This window comes from Thermogemmatispora sp. (genome assembly GCF_019683755.1).
In the GTDB taxonomy this organism is placed as follows: Bacteria; Chloroflexota; Ktedonobacteria; order Ktedonobacterales; family Ktedonobacteraceae; genus Thermogemmatispora.
In genome coordinates, this window is the sequence record NZ_JADGHT010000043.1 from 1 (window position 1) to 20295 (window position 20295).

At 60.3% G+C, this 20295-nt stretch carries 15 protein-coding genes; 2 read left to right on the forward strand and 13 right to left on the reverse strand.

Annotation, left to right across the window (positions count from 1 at the left end; translation table 11 throughout):
• The 10 genes from IRZ24_RS05105 to IRZ24_RS05150 form a co-directional block, all read right to left on the reverse strand.
• Positions 1-1103: ABC transporter substrate-binding protein (locus tag IRZ24_RS05105; protein ID WP_297160875.1), on the reverse strand; the 1103-nt coding region annotated here is incomplete at its 3' end.
• A 582-nt stretch (positions 1104-1685) separates the two neighbouring features.
• Positions 1686-3194 carry a CoA-acylating methylmalonate-semialdehyde dehydrogenase gene (locus IRZ24_RS05110; RefSeq protein ID WP_297160876.1) on the reverse strand — a complete coding sequence of 503 codons (1509 nt, stop codon included), beginning with the start codon at positions 3192-3194 and terminating at the stop codon, positions 1686-1688.
• Positions 3195-3705: 511 nt separating this feature from the next.
• Positions 3706-3876, reverse strand: coding sequence for a hypothetical protein (locus tag IRZ24_RS05115; protein WP_297160877.1), 171 nt, complete (start codon positions 3874-3876; stop codon positions 3706-3708).
• A gap of 219 nt (positions 3877-4095) precedes the next feature.
• On the reverse strand, positions 4096-4410 hold the full coding sequence (locus IRZ24_RS05120) for an L-rhamnose mutarotase (RefSeq protein WP_297160878.1): 315 nt from the start codon (positions 4408-4410) through the stop codon (positions 4096-4098).
• 131 nt (positions 4411-4541) lie between these two features.
• Positions 4542-6104: an o-succinylbenzoate--CoA ligase gene (locus tag IRZ24_RS05125; RefSeq protein ID WP_297160879.1), complete on the reverse strand. Its 1563-nt coding sequence runs from the start codon at positions 6102-6104 to the stop codon at positions 4542-4544.
• Positions 6105-6154: 50 nt separating this feature from the next.
• The gene (gene menC, locus IRZ24_RS05130; RefSeq protein ID WP_297160880.1) at positions 6155-7261 is read right to left on the reverse strand and encodes an o-succinylbenzoate synthase; all 1107 of its coding nucleotides are present in this window, start codon (positions 7259-7261) and stop codon (positions 6155-6157) included.
• Positions 7262-7296: 35 nt separating this feature from the next.
• A complete protein-coding gene (gene menB, locus IRZ24_RS05135) occupies positions 7297-8115 on the reverse strand; it encodes a 1,4-dihydroxy-2-naphthoyl-CoA synthase (protein WP_297160881.1) in 819 nt (272 codons plus the stop codon).
• Between the two features lie 44 nt (positions 8116-8159).
• Complete coding sequence (gene menH, locus IRZ24_RS05140) at positions 8160-9050, reverse strand: 2-succinyl-6-hydroxy-2,4-cyclohexadiene-1-carboxylate synthase (protein WP_297160882.1); 891 nt, start codon at positions 9048-9050, stop codon at positions 8160-8162.
• Complete coding sequence (gene menD, locus IRZ24_RS05145) at positions 9050-10870, reverse strand: 2-succinyl-5-enolpyruvyl-6-hydroxy-3-cyclohexene-1-carboxylic-acid synthase (protein WP_297160883.1); 1821 nt, start codon at positions 10868-10870, stop codon at positions 9050-9052. The genes menH and menD overlap by 1 nt, the downstream gene beginning before the upstream one ends.
• A 7-nt stretch (positions 10871-10877) precedes the next feature.
• Positions 10878-12509 (reverse strand): isochorismate synthase, encoded by a 1632-nt coding sequence (locus tag IRZ24_RS05150; protein WP_297160884.1) that lies wholly within the window; start codon positions 12507-12509, stop codon positions 10878-10880.
• A gap of 571 nt (positions 12510-13080) precedes the next feature.
• On the opposite strand from IRZ24_RS05150, the gene IRZ24_RS05155 reads away from it, so the two are divergent.
• Entirely contained in the window at positions 13081-13896 is an 816-nt protein-coding gene (locus IRZ24_RS05155) for a class I SAM-dependent methyltransferase (protein WP_297160885.1), read from the forward strand.
• A gap of 214 nt (positions 13897-14110) precedes the next feature.
• Positions 14111-15529 carry a mercuric reductase gene (locus IRZ24_RS05160; protein ID WP_297160886.1) on the forward strand — a complete coding sequence of 473 codons (1419 nt, stop codon included), beginning with the start codon at positions 14111-14113 and terminating at the stop codon, positions 15527-15529.
• Positions 15530-15619: 90 nt separating this feature from the next.
• Here the strand turns inward: IRZ24_RS05160 and IRZ24_RS05165 are convergent, their stop codons facing one another.
• From IRZ24_RS05165 to IRZ24_RS05175, 3 genes are read right to left on the reverse strand one after another with little or no spacing between them, the layout of a single operon-like run.
• Positions 15620-16813 carry a VWA domain-containing protein gene (locus IRZ24_RS05165; RefSeq protein ID WP_297160887.1) on the reverse strand — a complete coding sequence of 398 codons (1194 nt, stop codon included), beginning with the start codon at positions 16811-16813 and terminating at the stop codon, positions 15620-15622.
• Positions 16803-19016, reverse strand: coding sequence for a DUF5682 family protein (locus IRZ24_RS05170; RefSeq protein WP_297160888.1), 2214 nt, complete (start codon positions 19014-19016; stop codon positions 16803-16805). Before IRZ24_RS05170 ends, IRZ24_RS05165 begins: the two co-directional genes overlap by 11 nt.
• Before the next feature lie 3 nt (positions 19017-19019).
• The gene (locus IRZ24_RS05175; protein ID WP_366914236.1) at positions 19020-20090 is read right to left on the reverse strand and encodes an AAA family ATPase; all 1071 of its coding nucleotides are present in this window, start codon (positions 20088-20090) and stop codon (positions 19020-19022) included.
• Positions 20091-20295 lie beyond the last annotated feature (205 nt).

Below are 20295 nucleotides of genomic sequence, written 5' to 3' on the forward strand. Positions count from 1 at the left end.
CTCTTGAGAAGCTGCTGGGCCTGGCTTGGGTTGGGCGTGGTAGGCAGGTTGGCGTACTCCGGCAGTACATATTGCTGGTTGCCTGGCGTGGGCAACAAGCCACTCTGCGGGACAGGAGGTACCAGACCCGACTCACCCTGCTGCGCTGCCGCTTGCCGGTCAATGGCCAGGCTAATTGCCTTGCGCACCGCTACATCGCTGAGCAGCGGATCGTGAACGTCAATGAAAATGCCGAACTCATCGACCGGGGCCATGAAGTAATGGAAGTGCTGCGGGTCCTTGGCGACAAAGTTTTGCTGCAGATTGTCTGCATAGTAGCCCGACCAGTCGACCTGGCCAGTGGGCATGACCAGCTTGAAAGCGTCGTTGTCTTTGTAGCGCGGCTCCTTGATTTCGTCGACCTTGACGAGGTTGGCTTGATAGTAGTTGGGGTTCTTGTCAAGCACCAGAAGATCTGGCGTATATTTGGCTACGACAAATGGTCCGGTGCCAACCGGCTTGCTGTTGTAATACTTGGTGACGTCGCCGACCGATTCAAAGATATGCTTGGGGATGATAACCGTCAGGCCAGCGATGTAGTAGAGGGCACCGGGGAAAGGTTTCTGGAAGGTCATGACGACCGTATTGGCATCGGGCGCAACAACGCTCTTGAGATAGCCCCAGTCGCCATTCAGGTCGGCTGCGGGATATTGTTTCAAGGCGTTGAAGGTGAAGACCACATCATCGGCGCTAAAGGGCTGACCATCGTTCCATTTCACGCCCTGCCTCAGGTGAAAGGTGACCTGGGTGTAGTCGCTGTTGAACTGGTGGCTGAGTGCCAACAAGGGATGATAGGTGTTGTCGTTGACGTTGCAGAATTCAAGTGTCTCGTAGACAAAGCCATTGATGCCAATGTTGGGCGTGGAGGCATAGGGGTTGAATCCCTGGTCAGTGAAGGCACTGGCCTGAGCAGCCAGAGTAAGAACCTTTTTGCCAGACTGGCTGCTCTGCGAGCTGCTCCCGCCGCAGGCTGTGAGCAGCAGTACGAGAACGGCCAGGAGGCTGAGGCACAGCGTGCCGGCCTTGAGCTTCATGCCAGTTGTGTGTGCTGGGTTGCCAAACACAAAGAACCTCCTGTAACGGCTCTTGAAATACGGTGAGTATCTACCGCTTGGTGATGCTCCGCGTGGGCCTGATCGACTAGTATGGTCGCGCCTTCATTGGGCGTTAACCTGCCCTCGCTCGCTCTCCCTCTGAGCAAAATTGTGCCTGCGCTCTCTCGCTCCCGCCGTCTCCTGGGACGCCACTGGCTTCGTGCTCGCCCCTCAACGGCTAAGCTGAGCCGCTCGGTATTGGCGATCGCTTTGGGGTAATCTGGGCCCTTCTCGTCTCTCGGCGCATGGCTGTCACGGACGCTCGCCTCCTCTTCTCCCTCTCCCCCCAGTCGCTTCCCCGCGCCGTGCCTGCCTCTGCTCACTCCTTTCTCGGTCGGCGCAGCCCTTCTCTGCCTCCGACCCTCGCTTGAGAAATATGATCGATCGTCTAGACCAGTTCTTTAGAAACTATACTCACTCCGCCGCAATCTGTCAAGACATCTAGACCACTAGACCAAAAAATAGCGGGCGCCTTTTTTCCCGGCGCCCACTCTCCGCTGGGGACGAGCTGCGTACTGCTGGTCGCCAGTCAATCATGCTATGGGGCTTCAGCTAGCGTCCGATGCCGCTTACGCGGCTGCCCTCGCCGCTGATCCAGCGCGAGATCACCACCTTGCTCTCGGTAAAAAAGCGGACGGCGTCGCGTCCCTGGGGATGAAGGGTGCCGAAGAAGGAGCGCTTTGCGCCGCTGAAAGGAAAGTAAGCCATTGGAGCCGCCACGCCAATGTTGATGCCGACGTTGCCAACCTCAACGCGATAGCGAAATTCGCGGGCTGCGGCCCCGCTGCGGGTGAAGATTGATGCGGCATTACCATAATCGCCGGCGTTAATGAGGGAGATGGCCTCCTCAAGGCTAGTGACTGGTGTGATGCTGACAACAGGGCCGAAGATTTCCTCGCGATAGACGCTCATGCCGGGATGGACCTCATCCAGGATCGTTGGCCCGACGAAGTAGCCGCGAGGATAGGCGGGGACACTGACGTGGCGTCCGTCGAGAGCTGGCTGAGCACCTTCTGCGATTCCCTGGCTGATAGTGGCCACGATCCGGTCGCGGGCTGGAGCCGAGACGACGGGACCCATATCGACGCCCGGCTCAAGGCCATTGCCAAGGCGCAGACGGGCAGCGGCCTCTATCAGGCGCTGGCGGGTATGGGCGTGGGCTTCGCCAACCGGCATGATGAGAGAGTTAGCCAGACAGCGCTGCCCGGCGGCGCCAAAGCAGGAGTTCATGATAGTGCCCAGATGGCTATCAAGGTCGGCGTCGGGCATGATTACGATGGCGTTCTTGGCCCCTCCGGAAGCCTGCACGCGTTTGCCCTGTGCGGCGGCGCGGGCATAGACATAGGCTGCGGTTTTGGTTGAGCCAACAAAGGAAATGGCCTTGATCCGAGGATGGTCGAGCAGAGCGTCGACGGCCTCTTCGCCGCCGTTGACGAGGTTGATGACACCTGGAGGAAAACCGACCTGGTCAATGAGTTCAAAGACGCGCTGTTGGACGATGGGATCTTGTTCAGAAGGCTTGACAATGAAGGTGTTGCCGCAGGCGACGGCATAGGGCCAGAACCAGAACGCGATCATGAAAGGAAAGTTGAAAGGGGTGATGGCGGCACAGACCCCTAGAGGCTGATAGATGACTTCTTCATCGATACCGCGGGCGGCTCCGTCCTCTAATCCATAGCCCATCATGAGCGAGGGAATGCCGCAGGCTGTCTCGACGTTCTCGATGCCACGCTGAACCTCGCCGCGAGCGTCGTCGAGTGTTTTACCCATGTCTGTGGTGATAAGGCGGGCCAGTTCTTCGCGCTGCTCCTCAAGGAGGGCACGCAGTTTGAAGAGATAGCGGGCGCGTTCCTGTGGAGGCGTGGCGCGCCAGTCGGGAAAGGCGGCTACAGCACTTGAGACAGCGGCGTCGACATCGCGAGCGTTACTGAGGGGCACATGTGCCAGCACTTCATCTGTAGCGGGATTGCGCACTTCGAGGGTCTCGCTGGCCTCGGCCTGGCGCCAGGTGCCGCCAATGTAGTTACGCAGGACCGGTGTCTGTGTTGCTGATGAGACCATCGCTCTCTACTCCTGTCGCTTCGCTAGCTTATAATGTTTGGCTTGAGCTGAATGTTGCTGCTCTCCCTGAAGGGCGCTGGGGATCTGCCTGCCTTGGCTCTTTGCTAGCGTGCCTTGCCTGCTCTGGCTGCGCTGCTCAGGCTACTCTCCTCTGGTTCTGGTGGTTGCCTTTCCTGGTAGGGGGCGCAGACTTGGCGCGTCTGACTCCTGTTGACCCTGCGGACCAGAGAGGAAGGTCTTGAATGACAGGAGAGGACTTGCCTCGCTGGTCCGTCTGCCCAGGGGCGGGCTGAAATCTTACAGCTTTTTTGTTGGTTTAGTTATAGGTGATAACGGCAGGGGTGTCAAGAGGAGATGGCTTGAGAAGCCGTCTGGCTTGTGGTAAGGGTGAAGAAACTGGCAGAGAGAACGCGGCAGACGGGAAGGAAAGCTCTGCCTTTCCAGCTCTCTGGCGGAGCCTTTCCTCCCTTTCTGCTCGTAGTGGCACCTGACTAAGAAAGGCGTCTCGCAGCTATTCGCCTTTCTTATGTCCTTTCTCGCGGTGCTGTTTCATCACGGTACGTGCAGCTACCTCCTTGGCACGCTTACCATAGCGTCCGCTCTTCTCTGCCTCTTCTTTGATGTGCTCGTACTGGCGTTCTTCTTTTTCACTGACCCCTTTAAGGGGTTGCTTGTCTGGCATGATAACCTCCGTTCCTCGCTAGGAGACTGAGCAGGTGATCTGCTCTGGACGATACGTCGTCTTTTTCTACACGAGGAACCCGGTCTGGAGGATACAGTCCCGGTCTAGTGGAGACAGCTAAGGCATAAGCATGTGCAGGATAAAAAAGAGAACAGGGACGTCGAACGCCTGGAGATTCAAACGACCCTGTTCTGGCTATCCCTGCATCTGCTGCAAGAGCTAATCCATGTGGAACATCTCGGGCAAGAGTGGAGGCCATTGGGTTTGTGGATCGATCTCCTGGGTCATGATCTCGGCCATCCACTGTTGCCAGCGCTGATTGACGGGATCCTCTGCCAGCGTTTTGGCCATACGCTCAAAGTCATCGGTTTCCAAGTAGGCAAAGAGCTGGGTGCCGTGGCGAAAGATGCTATAGTTGCGAGCGCCTGCGCGGCGCAGTGCTTCCAGCATTTCGGGCCAGATCTCATCGTGGCGACGCTTATATTCCTCTTCATAGCCAGGCTTTACACTCATCAGGAAGGCTATACGTTGCATTGCTGAAGCTCCTTTCTCCTGGGCTGCCTGCGTCTCCCCTCTCTTTTCTTTAGGCGCAGACCGTGGAGACAGAGGACAGCCGCAGCCAGCCACCGTGCTTGGGCGGCCCCTGGCGGTCTCTTTGTATGCTATCAGTCTACCGCATGATTGAGCAAAGAAGGAAGCTGGCGACGCAGCAGTTTGCCGGAGGAGTTACGTGGTAGCTCGGCCACAAAGTGGATCGCGCGCGGGAGCTTGTAGCGGGCCAGGCGTGTTTGCAGGTGAGCGAGTAGCTCTTCGGCGCTGGTTGTCTGATCAGGATGCAGGCGCACAAAGGCGATGGGAACTTGCCCCCACTGGGGATCAGGCTGACCACAGACGCCAGCTTCCGCGACAGCGGGATGGCTGAGAAGAGCCGCCTCGATTTCGGCGGGATAGATATTCTCGCCGCCGGATATGATCAGGTCGGAGCGGCGGTCAAGGACGTAGAGATAGCCCTCTTCGTCTAGATAGCCAATATCGCCTGTTGCCAGCCAGCCATCCTGAAGAGCCTCGCGTGTCGCCTCGGGACGGTTGGCATAGCCTGGGGTAATGGTTGGTCCCTTGAGGTAGATCATGCCGGCCTCCCCGGGGGCGGCACGCCGACCGTCCTGGCGAATCTCCAGTTGGACCGCTGGCAGTGGACGCCCGGCGGAGCCTAGCTTGCGCAGCGCCTCGGCGGGCGAAAGCGTCGCTGCCTGTGAGCAGGCTTCGGTGAGGCCATAGGTTTGCACGACCGGTATGCCGCGCGCGGCGCAGGCTTCCAGCAAAGGACGCGGTGCTGGACCACCTCCAAGCAGCACGCAGCGTAGATGGCCCGGGTAGCGCTCGCCTGGGTGCTCTTGCTCTAGAGCCTCTAGCATCCGCTGCAGCATAACGGCTACTACCGAAATGATGGTGACACCCTCGCTGAAAATAGAGCGGTTGATGGCCAACGGGTCGAATTTCTCGTGAACATTGATGGTGATGCCATAGATGACGCTGCGCATGATGATTGTCAGGCCGCCAATGTGGAAGAATGGCAGGCAGGCCAGCCAGCAATCGTCGAGGTGGTGCCCTAGATTAAGGGCGGAGCTAACGGCGTTCCACCAGTGCATGCCGTAGGTAATGAGGACGCCTTTCGGCTCTCCCGTGGTGCCCGAGGTGTACATGATAGCCTGTACAGCATTGAGGTCAATCAGCAGCACAGGGGTAAACGCTGCTGGCGGTCCCTGCTGAGGAGCAGGATCAAGCTCGATAGAGCCATTGGGCTGAAGCCGCAAGCAGGCATGAGTCAGTGGTGCCAGGTTGCTGGCCAGACGCTCTGCGCGCGCGGCCTGACCGGCATCGCTGAGCAGGAGGCTGACCCGTGCATCCTGAAGCTGCCAGCTTAGCTCTGCCTCGCTCAGGCGGGTATTCAGTGGAACAAGAATGGCGCGCAGACGCGTCAGGGCATGAACACAGGCGACAAAGGCCGGGCTGTTAGCTGCCAGTAAGGCGACACGACTGCCGCTCGTGACACCGAGGGCAGCTAGTTGTTCTGCCAGTCGCATGGCCTGCTGGGCTAACTCGGCAAAGCTCCAGCGCACTGCTCCACTCTGTACGGCCAGATGCTGGGGGCGATTTTCTGCACAGCGCTGCAGCCAGTCGGGTATAAGCTGGCTACTTGCTTGACTCGGGGGCAGGTCAACGGACATGCTGCTTTCTTTTTCCCCTCCTTTCCTCTGCTCTTCAATTCGTGTTGTTCTTATAGTACTGCATGGCGTGCCAGGCTGGCCTGATCGAGACTCACGCCCAGGCCTGGCCCTGCTGGCACATAGAGCATGCCGGCCTGGAGCCTGAGCGGCTCGCTGAGCAAATCGCTTGTCAGCAGGGAGAGCGTCGCCAGGCCAGCGGCCTGGGTTAAGGCAGGGTGAGCGGCGGCCAGGTGGAGAGCGGCGCAGACGCCGATGCCGGCTTCCAGGGCACTGGTGATGATACACTGCATCCCGCGGGCTGAGGCCTCCTCGACAAGCCGCAGCGCGGGTCGTAGGCCACCCAGAAACTGCGGCTTGAGGATCAGTACATCGGCAGCCTCCAGGTCCATGATCTGACGGGCGCTTTCCAGGCTACTCAGGCTCTCATCGACGGCGATAGGAATAGGTGAGCGACGGCGTAGCTGACGCAGTCCCTCCAGATCAGCAGCGGCAAGCGGCTGCTCGATGTACTCGATCGCATAGGAGGCCCAGGCCCGTAGCAACTGCTCGGCCTGGGACAGACTCCAGCTTGCGTTAGCGTCCAGGCGCAGGGCAATGGTATTGCCCACGCTTGAGCGCACCGCAGCCAGACGCTCACTGTCCTCTTGCTCGTCTCCGCTCAGTTTCAGCTTTAGACAGCGGAAGCCGGCGGCCACTGCCTGACGGGCAGCGCGGGCGGCCTCATCGGGAGGAGAGGCGCCGATGACAGCGTTAACTGGCACCGCCTGGCGTGCGTAGGGGGCAAGCAGGCCCTGCCCACGGAGGCGCGCCTGCAAGTCAAGCAAGGCCACCTCCAGTGCGAACATCGCCGGAGCTGGCCAGTGTGTCTCCCCCTGGTGCTGAGCTTTGTCGAGCACAGCCAGCGCACCGGCCAGGGGGAGGCCCGCCAGGGACCTGACCAGCTTCGGCAGCGCAGCTAAGGTGTGGCTGAGCGATGGACTAAAGGGCGGCAGTGGGGCTAGCTCGCCATAGCCCTGTTGGTCGCCGTCTACGCTAATCGCTCTGACAATTGCCCCCTGGCGCTCGGTCAGCAGAGCGTGGGCTGTACGAAAAGGGTGCCGCAGCGGCAGCCGGTAGACCTGCCAGCCAATGGATTCCAGTCTGAGATCGGCGCTCATTGGGGCTGAACCTGAGTGTGATCAGAGCGCGTGAGCTAGGGCAGACGTGGGAACTTTGAGAAATCCGGCTTGCGCTTCTCCAGGAAGGCGTTACGTCCTTCTTTGCCCTCGTCGGTCATGTAGAACAGCATGGTCGCATTACCGGCCAGATCCTGCAAACCGGCCAGGCCGTCGGTATCGGCGTTAAAGGCGGCCTTCAGGAAGCGCAGCGCGGTGGGACTCTTCTCTAGCAACTCTTTCGCCCATTTAATGGTCTCCTCCTCCAGTTGCTCCAGAGGCACCACCTTATTAACAAGGCCCATCTCGTAGGCTTCCTGAGCCGTATACTGACGGCAGAGATACCAGATCTCGCGCGCCTTCTTGTGCCCCACGATGCGGGCTAGCATCGTCGCGCCCCAGCCAGCATCAAAGCTGCCTACGCGTGGCCCGGCTTGGCCAAAGCGTGCGTTATCGGCGGCGATCGTCAGGTCGCAGAGCACATGTAGTACATGGCCGCCTCCGATGGCATAACCGGCAACCATCGCAATAACAGGCTTCGGTAGGTATTTGATGACCTTTTGTAGATCAAGAGCATTCAAGCGTGGCACGCCGCTCTGATCGACATAGCCTCCTTCACCGCGCACGCGCTGATCGCCTCCCGAGCAGAAAGCTTTCGTGCCAGCGCCGGTTAGAATCACTACGCCGATCTCAGGGTCCTCACGGCAGCGATTGAAGGCGTCGATCATCTCGCTCAAGGTTTCGGGACGAAAGGCGTTATGGACCTCTGGACGATTAATCGTGATCTTGCCGATACCCTCAGCCTTCTCGAAAATAATGTCCTGATAATCGCAGACCTTCTGCCAGTTGACAGGCATAGCGTTAACTGTTCCCCTTTCTTCACTGATGGCTAAGCTAAATACTACGGAGCCGCGGCGGCATTGCGCTGCGACCCGCTTGAGATTGACAGCGCTGAACAGAAGGAAAGAACCAGCTCAAGGAAGCGCGCTGGTTGTTCCAGGTGGACCGTGTGACCGGCCTCGGGAACGATTGCCAGTCTGGCCTGCGGCAGGAGCGCTGCCATCTCTCTGCCAATGGCGCAGAACTTCTCATCCAAGGCTCCGCAGATGAGGAGCACCGGGAGCTGAAGCTCTGGTAACCTGGCATACAGCGGAGGCTGCACGCCGGTGCCCACTCCGCGCAGGCTTCCAGCCAGTCCCTCTGCCCGGTTAGCGAGGCGCTGGGCGCGCAAGGCGGCGCGCAGCTCCTCTGGCAGCCGCTGCTGACTGGCAAAGAGCGGCTGCTGCTCCCAACGGGCCACGAAAGCCGCCACTCCCTCACGCTCGATACTGGCGGCCAGCTCCTCGTCCTGACGACGGCGCTCTTCGCGCTCCTGGGGATCGGCAATGCCCGCTGAGGCGCTTTCCAGAATGAGTGCACGGAAGAAGCCGGAGAAGGCGCAATAGAGCGCGATGCGTCCGCCTAGCGAGTAGCCAAGTAAGATGGCCTCGCCGGGAGCAATCCCTAGTTGGCGCAGGGCCTCCAGCAGGTCGGCTCGGCAGTGCTCCATACTGTAGCGCTCAGGATCAGAAGGAGCGTCCGAGAGGCCGTGACCGTGTAGGTCCAAAGCCACGATGCTCAAGCCTGCAGTGGCCAGCTCCTCTAGTAAGGAACCCCAGCCGAGAGCGCTCCCCGTGAAACCATGCAGCAGCACTAACACGGGGCAATTTTGCGGCTTCGTCGGGTGGAGCTGAAGCAGACTGAGATGCAGCCCATTGACCTGGAGAAAAAGGCGCTCAACCTGCACCTTCATTATATTCCCTCGCTGGTCACGGAATACAAGGCCTGATCCACCGCTCGCCAGAGTTGACGATGGAGCTGCACATTGCGTGTGCGCTCGCTTGGTAGCTCGATCACCTGCAATCCCGGGTAGCTTAGCCCTTCCCGGCAGGCCGTGCGGAACTCTTCCCACGAGGCCACGCGCCGGAAGTGTCCCCCGTACATGCCCACCGCGGGCGCGAAATCCAGGCCAGTAGGAGTACCAAACAATTGCTCGAAGTGCTCCGGGTAGGCTGCCTGGGGGAGGAAGGAGAAGATTCCGCCTCCGTCGTTATTGATCAGAATGACGAGCAGCGGTAGCTTGTGCAAATGGGCAGCGATCAGACCATTGAGATCGTGAAGGAAAGCCAGATCGCCGATCACCAGCACGACTGGCCCGCTATCGGCCAGCACCTGGTGAGCGGCGCTGACGCCCAGGGCGCTCGAAAGCAGGCCATCGATGCCATTAGCGCCCCGATTGCCCAGGCAACGGATGCGCCGTTCGCTCCAGAAAAAGGTATCCAGATCGCGTACGGGCATGCTATTGCCAACATAGAGCGTGCTGCCGTCTGGCAACAGCTCGGCCAGCTCGCTGAAGACCCGGCCCTCAAACAGCTCCGTGAAGGTTCCCATTGTCTGACAAAGCGCCTGCCGTGTCAAGCGATCAACCTGCTGCCACCACTCCAGCCAACTTGCCTTCTTCTCGCCTGGAGCATGCTCGTCGCCAGCGGCCAGCGCGTCGGCAAGCTGCTCGCAGACAGTCAGCGGGTCGGCATGGAGCATTTCACAGGCGAGCTGCGTTGGCTCTTCCCAGCCACCTGAGCCGTCTATCACCAGGAGAGGCCGATCGGCATAGCGCTGCAAATAAAGCAATAGTGGCTTAGAGGTTGGCATGGCCCCAAAGCGCAGCACCAGGTCAGGAGCAGCCTCGGCTACGAAACGCTCGCTGCGCAGAAAGGCATCATAGCTACTTATGACGGGGCCCGCGGGCTGACCAGCATTGCGTACCTGAGAGAGAGGGTCGGCCAGCAAGGGATAGCCGCAGCGCTCGGCCAGTCGTCGCAAGGCTGAGGCGAGACGAGGGTCGCTCTGTGGTCCGGCGGCGATCAGGCCGCGCCGGTGCAGGCGCAGCAGCCCGACCAGACGGGCTACCTCAGTGGCCGGCAGGCCGCCCTGCTGCGCTGTGGTCACGCGCACATAGGGGGTCTGCTCGTTGCGCCCATCCCAGGCCAGAGGGTCACGCTCAGTGACAGGAGGGAGGAGCTGAGGCTGCGGTTCGGGCGTCAGCGGCTCACGGAAAGGCAGGTTGAGATGGACGGGGCCAGCAGGCGTGGCCTTTGCCAGAGCCACAGCGCGATTGGCCACAGTGCGGATATAGCGCAAAGCGGGCGTGGTAGCCTCCGGCAGCGCTACATCTACGAACCATTTCACATAGACACCGTAGAGGCGATTCTGATCGATGGCCTGGGGTGCTCCGCAATCGCGCAGCTCGTGCGGGCGATCAGCGGTCAGTACCACGAGTGGCACGCGTGTCAATTTAGCCTCAATGATGGCTGGGAAAAAGTTCGCTGCTGCTGTGCCCGAAGTACAGAGCAAGGCTACAGGTGAGGCCAGGCGTTTGGCCATGCCGAGGGCGAAGAAAGCCGCGGCGCGCTCATCGATATGCATCCAGACGCGTATGCCTTGCTCCTCGGCGAATGCCAGGGCGAGTGGTGTCGAGCGGGAGCCTGGGCAGATCACCACCTGAGCGATACCAGCTCTTCGCAGCTCAGAAACAAAGGCCTCGACATAGGCATAGAGAGGGTTGGCCGGCATCTGTCTCTTAGAAGCTGCTCTCATCATGGTTTTCTTCCACTCCCAGCGCCCCTAACATGGCGCGGAATTTCCAGCGGGTCTCAGCATACTCGATGACCGGATCGGAATCAGCTACAATGCCGCCGCCGGCGAAGAGCGTCGCCTCTTGACCGCGAATGAGGGCCGAGCGTAGCGCCACAGCAAACGTGCCATTGCCTGCCGCATCCACCCAGCCGATCGGAGCTGCGTACCAGCCGCGGTCAAGCCGCTCGTTGGCGCGAATCGCCGCCAGTGCCGCAGCACGTGGGAAGCCACCGACTGCCGGCGTAGGATGCAGCTCCTCCAGGGCCTCCAGCACAGAGCGGCCTGGCGGTAACTTGCCAGTGATGCGCGTCTCCAAGTGCTGAATATTCTTCAGTCGACGCAGGTGCGGTGTGGGATCGGTCTCTATCTCTGTGCAGAGATGCTCAAGCGCTTGCCTGAGCATCTGCACCACAATCCGGTGTTCGCTCTGATTCTTACGACTCTGCAGCAGCTCGCTAGCAAAGTGCTCATCCTCCTCGGGAGTGCGACCGCGAGGAGCGGAGCCGGCCAGGGCCATGGTCTCAAGGAAGCCGTCTTGAGCCTCTACCAGGCGTTCGGGTGTGGCGCCGAGAAAGCAGCGATCGGCGCGACTGAAGGCGAAAAGATAGGCTTCCTGGTAGCTCTCTCGTAAGCGTCGCAGGGCTGGCTCTGGCTCGAATCTCCCATACTGGCGAAGCAGGCGCACGGCTCGCGCAAGTACCACTTTCTCATAGGCGCCGCGTCGGATTTGAGATACCGCTTGGGCCACTAGCTCCATCCAGGCAGCCGGTGGCAGCAGCGGTTCACAGTGCAGAGAAGAGGGAGTTGATGCTGCAGGCGCTGCGGGTGGAGAGAAGGCAGGACTGCTGGCGGTCGTCAAGGCTTCTGCAAGTGCCTCTAGCTGCGCCAAAGTCGTGGTCCCGATCTGCAGGGGGTCCGCATCGGCCCCAACCAGCACGTTGATAGTCAGGGTCGGTGCCGGAGCAGCGAACGTAAACAAGAAGGCGGGGAGCACAAGCAAGCCATCGGGGAAGCCCTCCCACAGGTCTGAGCGTGGCTGCTCAGGATCGAAGGCAAAGCCTCCAAACAAAAGGGGCTGTTGGCTGCTAGTAAGGGGGACACCCAGCGGGACCTGCTCGACAAGCGCCTCCGTTGTCAGATGTTGCCAGGCGCCAGCCAATTGACGGAAACGCTGGGTTCCCTGAGCCTCCAGTGAGATGGCCCTCCCCAGGCCGACTAAGATCCGTCCTTCCCCTGGCTCTTGCCAGTAGAAACGCTCCGTGTAGCCAAGCAAGGGGCCGAGCGCAAAGCACTGCAGGGGATCAAAGCCAGCAAGGGCCAACGGGGTTAGTTGCTCTGTCCCGCTCGTGCGCCCCGCATCAGAAGCTGCTTCCTCGCTCTGCCGGAGCCGCTGGCTACTGGGCACCCTGTCCCCGGTAGCCAGCGGGCCACTGACACTGACCAGTATGGCTTGTCCTCGCTGTAGAGCACGCTTGCGGGCCTCCTCCAGCAAGGGAAGTAAGCGCTGTTGCCAGGGGAAAAACGCAGGCTCGGACTCTGTGCTTGTGCCCAGAGTGCTGCTAAAGGCATTCCTCATCAATTCAGAATCATTCCTATCCAGCAGAAATAGTGGCGCAGTCGCCCCATGCGTTGCTTGGGAGCGCGGGGGCTGATCATGGCACGGAGTCGGAGCGGCAAGCTAAGGGCCGCTACGCTAAAGCGAGCGGCCCTCCGTCCGAAAGCACTGCCTTGTAGTATTATAGAGCGTCATCGCCATTCAGGCAAAGGCAAGCTGCCGCCTGGTCTGGCCCAGTCCAAAGTCTTGGCCGGGAGGAAGCCAGGGCGAGTACTGTTCCCACCCCACGAAAAGCCTCGTAGGCTTTGTCGGCACTTGAGAGCGCGCACGCTGACCGTCTCAGACACCCAATGGGCTGATAGAAGATTGAGGGCGTACCGAAGTACTGATAACGCCCTTGACTTCTTCTCTCTTCCCTGGCTACCCTGTGCACGGAAATGCCTGAGTAGCTTGTCTCAGACCAGGCACTCCCCTCGACCTGTGAATGTGTGAAGTGCGCGAATAGAAGTACAGTAATTCTAATGTCCCATGTGATTGGGACTTCTCATCTGATCCTGACAGTTCTTCTGAAGAATAGAGAGGCAGGTCAGACATGCCGCATAATCATTATCAGGATGAACAGGCCCAGCCCGAGGTTCAGGATTGCTACCTGTTACCGCGCACCCTCAGCGAACAGGACCGTCTGGAGTTTCAGCATTATACCTTCTACCGTCTTCTGGGCACGCACTTCCTGGCGCCGGTCGAATGTCCGCGCATAATCGTGGATGTGGGCACAGGGACAGGGATCTGGGCTAAGGAAGCAGCACGGCGCTGGGCTCAGGCCCATGTACTGACCGTTGATAGCAACCTAACCCTTCTACGCAAGCTGCCCCGCAATTGCCGGGTCCTTCAGGCCAGCCTGCTTGAAGGACTGCCCTTAGCCGATGGGATCAGTGACTATACTCATCAGCGCTTTCTGGCCGAAGCTATTCCCCTCACTGCCTGGAGACGGGCACTGACGGAGTTAAGACGCGTGACGGCGCTGTCCGGCTGGATCGAGCTAGTGGAGCTGAGCGATCAATGTCTCAATCCGGGCCCTCAAACCTTGCAGATGCAGTACTGGCTGCGCCGGCTCTTTCTCTGCCATGACATCCAGCTCTCCTTTGCTCTGGAACTCCCCGAGCGCTTTACTGAGCTTGGCCTGGTGCCACAGGTACGGAAAATTGTCGCCCCGCTCTGGGGATCACAGATAGGTAAACTCTTCTGTTGCGATGTGTTGCAAGCCCTGCAACATCTACAGCCGATGTTTACACAGTACCTAGGCCTTGCACCAGAGGAAGTAGCGCAGGCTCTCAGCGAGCTGCCAGAGGAATGGGAACGCTATCGAACAAGCTGGCTCTGTATTGCCATTTGGACGCAGGTCCTCTGAGCAGGGGCCTCCGCCGGCGAGATGGGAGACCATGAAGTGCCCAGCCAGAGGTATGCCCGGCTTACGTGTCTTTGGAAGCGGAGGCAGTTGACACTGCTGTCGGCCTCCAGGCGTGTTGGCTGTAGCACATATCTAGTAACCGAAGGATAGGCAAGGGGGCCCGGCCCGAGGATGCCGGCCCACGAACGAGCACAGCGACACAAGAGGAGGCAGCATGACAGAGGTAACAGCAACCTATGACGCCATCATCATCGGGGCTGGCCAGGGAGGCGGCCCGCTCGCCACGGCGCTGGCTGCGGCTGGGCGGAAAACTGCGCTCATCGAGCGCGAGCATATTGGCGGTACTTGCATTAATACCGGTTGTACGCCAACCAAAACCATGATCGCCAGCGCCCGCATAGCCGCCTTGGCCCGACGGGCAGCCAACTACGGCGTCCAGCTTACCGCTGCCGAACCGCCGATCGACATGAAGACTGTGCGCGAGCGCAAGCGGGCCATTGTTGACAGCTTTCGCCAGGGGAGTGAGCGGCGCCTTCGAGAAGCCCCAGGCCTTGACCTCTTCCAAGGGGAGGCGCGCTTTGTGGCCCCCAAGGAGTTGGAAGTAAGGCTAAGCGCTGGGGGGTTCCAGCGCTTGCAGGGCGAGATCATTGTAATTGACGTTGGAGCCAGGCCGGCCCGGCCAAAGCTCGCCGGGTTAGAGACGGTCCCCGCCTTCGATTCAACCTCTATCATGGAGCTGGATCGTCTTCCTACCCATTTGGTGATTATCGGCGGGGGCTATGTCGGCCTCGAATTTGGCCAGATGTTCCGCCGCTTCGGCAGTCGTGTCACTCTTGTTCATCGTGGAAAGCGCCTGCTTGCGCATGAAGATGACGATGTGGCTGAGGCGGTCGCTCAGATTCTGCGCGAAGACGGCATTGAACTGCTGCTAGACAGCACCCCCCAGCAGGTGCAGCCTGCGACAGACGGCCAGCTTGAACTGAGCGTAACCACGCCCGAAGGCAAGCGAGAGATCAAGGCGTCCCATCTGCTGCTGGCGACAGGACGCCTGCCCAATACCGATACGCTCAACCTAGAAGCGTGTGGCGTGCAGACTGACGAGCGTGGGCGCATCCTCGTTAACGAGCGTCTCGAAACCAGTGTGCCGGGGATCTATGCTATTGGCGACGCCCGTGTCGGTCCTGCCTTTACACACATATCGTATGATGATTTTCGTATTCTGCGTATCAATCTCCTCGAAGGGGGCCGGGCTACCACTCGTGACCGGTTCGTTCCCTATACCATCTTCATTGATCCTCAGCTTGGGCGCCTTGGGCTGACCGAGGCGCAGGCTCGGGCCAGAGGGCAGCGCATTCGCGTAGCCAGGATGCCTATGACTGCCGTTGCGCGCGCTCTGGAAGTCGGTGAGGCGCGTGGTTTCATGAAAGCCATCGTGGATGCCGACAGCGGGGAGATTCTTGGGGCGGCGGTTCTCGGCATAGAAGGCGGCGAAATCATGGCCATGCTGGAGATCGCCATGCTCGGCAAACTCTCCTACACGGTGCTGCGCGATGCCATTTTTGCCCACCCTACTTTAGCCGAGGCACTCAACAATCTCTTTAGCTCCTTGAGCGATGAACAAGAGAGGGAGTGATTGTCTCGCTGTCGGCTGAAGAGAGCTGCGGGGAGAGCAAGAGAGAACCCCGCTCCCCCTAGGGAGCCGGCACCCCTTTCAGTCAGCCTCTCAGGGCTGGAGGGGGCGCGCGGCGGCGATATCGTGCTGGGCGGCCCACATGTTCAGGTCGCGGCGCTGAAGAGCGGCGGCGAGCAGCTCAGGAAACAGCTCCGGTGTGCAGGCAAAGGTAGGGATACCCAGCGCTGCCATGCGTTCTGCCAGCGCGGTATGAAAGGCTGGTGTTCCCTGATCGCTCAGAGCCAGCAAGCAGATGAACTGGACGCCACTGTTGACCAGGGCGGCAGCACGCTTCAGCATCTGCTCGGCGTTTCCACCCTCGTAGAGGTCCGTAATCAGCACTAAGATCGTCTCGCGTGGGCGCCTAATAATCTGCTGGCAATAGCCTAAGGCCTGATTGATATCGGTGCCGCCGCCGAGCTGAGCCCCAAAGAGCAACTCGACTGGGTCTTGCAGGTGCTCGCTGAGGTCAACCACGGCAGTGTCAAAGACAATCATGCGTGTCGACACGGCTCGCAGCGAAGCCAGAACCGCCCCAAAGATCGAGGCATAGACAACCGAGGCTGCCATTGAGCCGCTCTGGTCAACGCAGAGCACGATATCGCGCAGAGAGGCGCGCCGCTGTCGTCTTTGAGAGCCAATGAGACGCTCTGGAATAAGTGTCTGCCGCTCGCGCTGGTAGTGCTTGAGATTGGCGCGGATCGTGCGGTCCCAGTCGATATCGGGAAAGCGTGGGTGCGTGGTTCGGCTGATGTGGCGAAGGCTGCCATGTACCGCCTGCTCCAGGCGATAGGCCAGTTTGCGCTCCAGCTCCTCTGTCAGCTTACGCACAACGCTGCGCGCCGTCTCGCGTGTGCGCTCGGGCAAGGCGCTCTTCAGGGAAAGCAGCGTTGTAACGAGCTGCAGGTCGACCTCAACCGAAGCCAGTAGCTCTGGCTCTAGCAGCAGTTGTCGCAGATTAAGTTTATTGATGGCATCTTGCTGAAGGATGCGCACGGCTGGAGTAGGGAAGTAGGTACGGATGTCCCTTAACCAGTGCGGGACGTAGGGAGCTGATGCACCCAAACCGCCGGAGCGCTCAGCGTCATAGAGAAGCTCCAGGGCGTGATCGATCCTCTGATCATCGGGGTTGAGTGAGGGCTGATCTTCTGCTGACTCGTCAGCCCCCGGTCCTAGCGCGGAGGCGGCCTGGCGGCCAAGAATGAGGCGCCAGCGGCGCAGGCGTTCCTGTTCGTCAATTGGCATAGAGAGGTACCCCCAGTAAACGACTCAAGACAGGCAGGACAAGGCGAGCGCGCTTTTCATCGAACCCGAAGGCCTCGCTGTCGCCTTGGCTTAAGCGAGAACGGTAAAGATAGCGGACCTTCTCACCCATCGCGCGCCGCTCCACGGCGGTAAAGCCCTGGAAAGCCCGTCTGAGCAGGGGGAGCAGCAGCATGAACCGCTCAGCGGTCAGGGACTGCAACCAGCTATCGAGTGCCTGCCAGAGATCATCGAGTGCAAGCAAGCGCTGGCCTCGGCCACTGAGCAGGCCCTCTAGCCAGAGGGCCGCCTCTTCTAGCGGCAGGGCGGGCGACAACTGTCGACGCGCCAGTCTAGAGAGGGAAGCAGCCTCCATAAGCTGGCGGTCCAGCAAGAGCCGAGAGAAGAAGCCGCGCAGGAGCGGATGAGGGTGTTCTTCCTCACTCAAGCGGGCCAGTAAGGCGCACCATTCCTTGAACATCTCCCCATCGGCGAGCGTGAGGATGCTACTGTCCATGCGCTGGATGCTGATCAGGAGCGTGCGCGCCGCCTCCTCATCGAGGGCCAGGCAGGCGCCCGGCAGGCTGATGACTGTGCGAGCGAAGAAAGCCTCAGCGATCGTGCGCACCTGCTGCATATCGCTCCCACGTACATCGCCGTAGCGGGCGATGCGGGCCAGTGCAGGCATGGCATCCATGAGATAACGCACATCGCTGGCTAGAGCAGCGCAGGCCTGAATCCGTTCCAGCAGCCGGGCAACGGCTGAAGGCAGTTCGGCTAGCAGGGCCCGGTCCAGCAGCTCGGTGAGCTGAGCCAGTTGCTCGCAGCGCTCCGCCGCATTGACAGCAAAGCTCGTCGCGGCGCTCTCCAGAGTATTGCCCCAGGCATTCGCTTCGATCAAAAGGAGAATAAACTCGTGCTCCCATTGCAGCATCCAGCGCTCATGGAAGGTGCCGCGCTTGCTGGAAGCAATCGTCTGCGGCTTACCCCAGGGGATGCCAAGCAAGCGCAGCCGATGCAGCAAACGACTACGGGCGCGATCAGTCTCGTTGCGCAGGTCTAGCTCAACCTCTTTGGCCTCGAGGGAAGGCTTCAAGCGCAGGTGCCGCTGTTGTTGCTCTAGATCGCGCTGCAGAGGAACTGCAGGCGTTTCTGGGGGGACCTTACCCATACGCGAACCAATGAGCAGCCGCTCTTCAATCAGGAGCATAGGAGCTGTCTCTCCCCGGCAAAGCACACTTTGAATGGCCTCTTGCAGCTCTGCCAGACCTGGGGCACTCACATCGCGCAGCGCTGCCAGGGCCTCAGCCAGGCGCACGGCCTCGATCGTACTAGCGGGGGAGACATCGAACCCCTCCTGACGCAGCAGCTCGGCTGCGCGGATCACCCAGCGTATCCCGGCCTGAGATGGGGCTGACCAGAGAAGCTCATACCAGCCGGGGGCGGCGATGCCAGCGCCATAGCCGCTGGCATAGGTCAGACGGTTGTTGCTCCAGGGAATCCAAGTCGCCGCTACACGCACAGGCTTCAAGCCTTGCAGTAAGGCGCGGTCCTCGGCTTCGGAGAAGGTATCGAGATCTTCAAGGGCAGGCAGGTGCCAGGCACCGCAGACGACAGCAATGCGTTGAAACCCCTCCGCGCGCGCCTGGCGCAGCATCTGACGCATATGGGCCTCGCGCCAGGCATCCTCCTGGCTGCGTGGAGGGCTGCCGCCGCGGAGGACGCGCATCGCCTCACGGATACCGTCAAAGACGCCTTGCGCATTGCGCCGCTGTTCGATCTGCTGCTCCCACCACAGTTCATGGTCCTGGTAGCCAGCGGCCAGTGAGAGCAGACTGAGTGGATCGTCGACCATCTCCGCCGTCAGCACTGCTGCCTCCTGGGCATTGCTGCCGAAGCGCCGGGCCAGCGGCAGATCAATGAAGCGCGCAGGAATACCCTGCTCCAGAGCGTAGCGCAGAGTCTGCCACTCAGGAGAGAAGACCGTCAATGGGAAGTAGCTGGCCTGACGTGGCTGATCAGGCCGATAGATGAGCAAGGCAACCGGTGGCACCATGCGCGGATGATTGAGCAGAGGCAGAATCTCCTGAGCATCAGCCGGGCCTTCTACCAGCACCAGATCAGGAGCCAGCTTCTCCAGAGCGGCGCGCAGGCTGCGTGCGCAGCCGGGGCCATGATGACGAATACCGAACAAGTGGAAACTCACCGCTCACACCACCTCCCGGCAGGCGCGATAGAGATCTTGCCAGCCAGTGCGCTCCTTCATCACCGTCTGCAGGTACTCCAGCCAGACAACGCGGTCCTGTACCGGGTCCTTCACAATGGCGCCTGTCAAACCTGCGGCCAGATCGCCAGCCCTGAGTGTTCCATCGCCATAATAGGCGGCCAGCGCCAGGCCACTGTTCACCACCGAAATGGCCTCCGCGGTCGAAAGCGTACCGCTGGGTACCTTCAGCTTCAGGCTCCCATCGAGTGTTTTTCCCTCGCGCAGCTCACGAAAGATCGTTACCACGCGCCGAATCTCCTCCAGTGCTGGCTTCTCAGCGGGCAGCTCCAGGGCTCGGCCTAGATCTGCTACACGCCGCTCTACAATCCGTACCTCTTCTTCCAGATTTTGAGGGAGAGGAAGTACTACCGTATTGAAACGGCGCATCAGCGCACTGGAAAGATCATTGACGCCCTTATCGCGATTATTCGCTGTGGCAATCACATTGAAGCCCTTCCGTGCCTGCACCTCTGTATTCAGCTCGGGGATGGGCAGCGTCTTCTCCGAGAGGATAGTGATCAGTGTATCCTGTACCTCGCTAGAGATGCGTGTCAGCTCCTCGATCCGGGCCAGCTTCCCCTCGCGCATGGCTGTCATCAACGGGCTGGCCACCAGCGCCGCCGGTGTCGGTCCCTCCACAAGCAGCCGAGCATAGTTCCAACCATAGCGCAGTGCGCTCTCGTCTGTCCCTGCGGTTCCCTGGATAAGCAGAGTGGAGTCGCCGGCGATGGCTGCTGCCAGATGCTCACTGACCCAGGATTTGGCCGTACCTGGCAGCCCGTAGAGCAGCAAGGCGCGATCCGTCGCCAGGGTGCTGATAGCGATCTCGATCAGGCGGGCGTTGCCGATATATTTGGGTGAGACCTCGAAGCCGTTGGAAAGGCGTCCGCCGAGCAGGTAGGTGCGCACCGCCCACGGAGAGAGGCGCCAGTTGGGCGGGCGCTGACGACTGTCTGCCTTCGCCAGCTCCGTCAGCTCCTCGGCAAACTGTTGCTCGGCGTGCTGACGCAGCATAGCGCTGAGGCTCTGCTCTGCCGCTGGGTGGGTGGAAGACTGCGCCTCTCCCTCAAAGGAAGCTGTGGCCTTCGGCTCTCTGCGGCGAGGCTGTTGCTGCGAATCCTTTTTCATCGTTCCTCCAACTCCTTCAGTAGATCTCGAAGACAAGCTATATTTTCAAGGAAAGCGTTTATTGATGGAATGATGGTATATTGAACATAGT

Coding starts and splice junctions, on each gene's coding strand:
- menC (WP_297160880.1), bottom strand. CDS start 7,261: ATGAGCGCCGATCTCAGACTGGAATCCATTGGCTGGCAGGTCTACCGG.
- menD (WP_297160883.1), bottom strand. CDS start 10,870: ATGCCGGCCAACCCTCTCTATGCCTATGTCGAGGCCTTTGTTTCTGAG.
- menB (WP_297160881.1), bottom strand. CDS start 8,115: ATGCCTGTCAACTGGCAGAAGGTCTGCGATTATCAGGACATTATTTTC.
- IRZ24_RS05150 (WP_297160884.1), bottom strand. CDS start 12,509: ATGAGGAATGCCTTTAGCAGCACTCTGGGCACAAGCACAGAGTCCGAG.
- IRZ24_RS05120 (WP_297160878.1), bottom strand. CDS start 4,410: ATGCAACGTATAGCCTTCCTGATGAGTGTAAAGCCTGGCTATGAAGAG.
- IRZ24_RS05155 (WP_297160885.1), top strand. CDS start 13,081: ATGCCGCATAATCATTATCAGGATGAACAGGCCCAGCCCGAGGTTCAG.
- IRZ24_RS05165 (WP_297160887.1), bottom strand. CDS start 16,813: ATGCCAATTGACGAACAGGAACGCCTGCGCCGCTGGCGCCTCATTCTT.
- IRZ24_RS05115 (WP_297160877.1), bottom strand. CDS start 3,876: ATGCCAGACAAGCAACCCCTTAAAGGGGTCAGTGAAAAAGAAGAACGC.
- IRZ24_RS05175 (WP_366914236.1), bottom strand. CDS start 20,090: ATGCTGCGTCAGCACGCCGAGCAACAGTTTGCCGAGGAGCTGACGGAG.
- IRZ24_RS05125 (WP_297160879.1), bottom strand. CDS start 6,104: ATGTCCGTTGACCTGCCCCCGAGTCAAGCAAGTAGCCAGCTTATACCC.
- IRZ24_RS05110 (WP_297160876.1), bottom strand. CDS start 3,194: ATGGTCTCATCAGCAACACAGACACCGGTCCTGCGTAACTACATTGGC.
- menH (WP_297160882.1), bottom strand. CDS start 9,050: ATGAAGGTGCAGGTTGAGCGCCTTTTTCTCCAGGTCAATGGGCTGCAT.
- IRZ24_RS05160 (WP_297160886.1), top strand. CDS start 14,111: ATGACAGAGGTAACAGCAACCTATGACGCCATCATCATCGGGGCTGGC.